We start from the raw sequence: 1489 nt of genomic DNA, 5'->3' as shown, positions 1-1489 counted from the left end.
GCCGAGCACCTGGTCGCTTTCAGCTGTAAGCGTCGCGGTTTCTGCCCGAGCTGTGGGGCGCGGCGGATGGCCGAAAGTGCCGCCTTGCTGGTTGATGAAGTACTGCCTGAACAACCCATGCGTCAGTGGGTGTTGAGCTTCCCGTTTCAGCTGCGTTTCCTGTTTGCCAGCCGGCCCGAGATCATGGGGTGGGTGCTGGGCATCGTTTACCGCGTCATTGCCACGCACCTGGTCAAGAAAGCGGGCCATACCCACCAAGTGGCCAAGACGGGCGCGGTCACCCTGATCCAGCGTTTTGGATCGGCGCTCAATCTGAATGTTCACTTCCACATGCTGTTTCTCGACGGTGTGTATGTCGAGCAATCCCACGGCTCAGCGCGTTTCCGCTGGGTCAAGGCGCCGACCAGCCCAGAGCTCACCCAGCTGACGCACACCATCGCCCACCGGGTGGGTCGCTATCTGGAACGGCAAGGCCTGCTGGAACGGGATGTCGAAAACAGCTATCTGGCCTCGGATGCGGTGGATGACGACCCGATGACACCCCTGCTGGGGCACTCGATCACTTACCGTATCGCTGTCGGTTCACAGGCGGGGCGAAAGGTGTTCACTTTGCAAACTCTGCCGACCAGTGGTGATCCGTTCGGTGACGGGATTGGCAAGGTAGCCGGGTTCAGCCTGCACGCCGGCGTGGCGGCCAGGGCCGATGAACGCAAGAAGCTCGAACGGCTGTGCCGGTACATCAGCCGCCCGGCGGTATCCGAGAAGCGGCTGTCGTTAACACGAGGCGGCAACGTGCGCTACCAGCTCAAGACGCCGTACCGGGACGGCACCACGCACGTCATTTTCGAACCATTGGATTTCATTGCAAGGCTGGCCGCCCTGGTACCGAAGCCCAGAGTCAACCTAACCCGCTTCCACGGGGTGTTCGCACCCAACAGTCGGCACCGGGCGTTGGTCACGCCGGCAAAACGGGGCAGGGGCAACAAGGTCAGGGTGGCTGATGAACCGGCAACACCAGCACAACGGCGAGCGTCGATGACATGGGCGCAACGGCTCAAGCGTGTTTTCAATATCGACATCGAGACCTGCAGCGGCTGCGGCGGCGCCATGAAAGTCATCGCCTGCATTGAAGACCCTATAGTGATCAAGCAGATCCTTGATCACCTGAAGCACAAAGCCGAAACCAGCGGGACCAGGGCGTTACCCGAAAGCCGGGCGCCACCGGCTGAGCTGCTCCTGGGTCTGTTTGACTGACGAGCCTGAAGGCCAACGATACCAATCAAAATGCTGCGTTCACAGCGCCGCGGCAGGGATCCGCCGTGCTGGTTGTCGGAAAAGGAGCCGCTAGTGGGAAAGAGGAGGGTAAATTTTCAGCGTTGCTGGCTCCCCGTCAGCCGGATTGGGTTGCATCGCAGGGGTGTCGAAAGAGTCAACTGCGGTCCAAAGCTGTTGGACTTGGGTGAAAAGGGCGTTTATTCTTCCTATACGT

The 1489-nt window shown here is 60.4% G+C and carries 1 protein-coding gene; it reads left to right on the top strand.

Features of this window, described 5'->3' with window-relative positions; all coding sequences use genetic code 11:
* The coding region (locus tag FTT98_RS17725; protein ID WP_180177620.1) for an IS91-like element ISVsa3 family transposase at window positions 1-1254 on the top strand (1254 nt) is incomplete at its 5' end.
* Window positions 1255-1489: the final 235 nt, after the last annotated feature.

This window comes from Acinetobacter sp. YH12039 (assembly GCF_013420015.1).
Taxonomy (GTDB): domain Bacteria; phylum Pseudomonadota; class Gammaproteobacteria; order Pseudomonadales; family Moraxellaceae; genus Acinetobacter; species Acinetobacter amyesii.
Note: the sequence above shows the minus strand (reverse complement) of the source record. Positions and strands in the feature narration are given on the sequence as shown.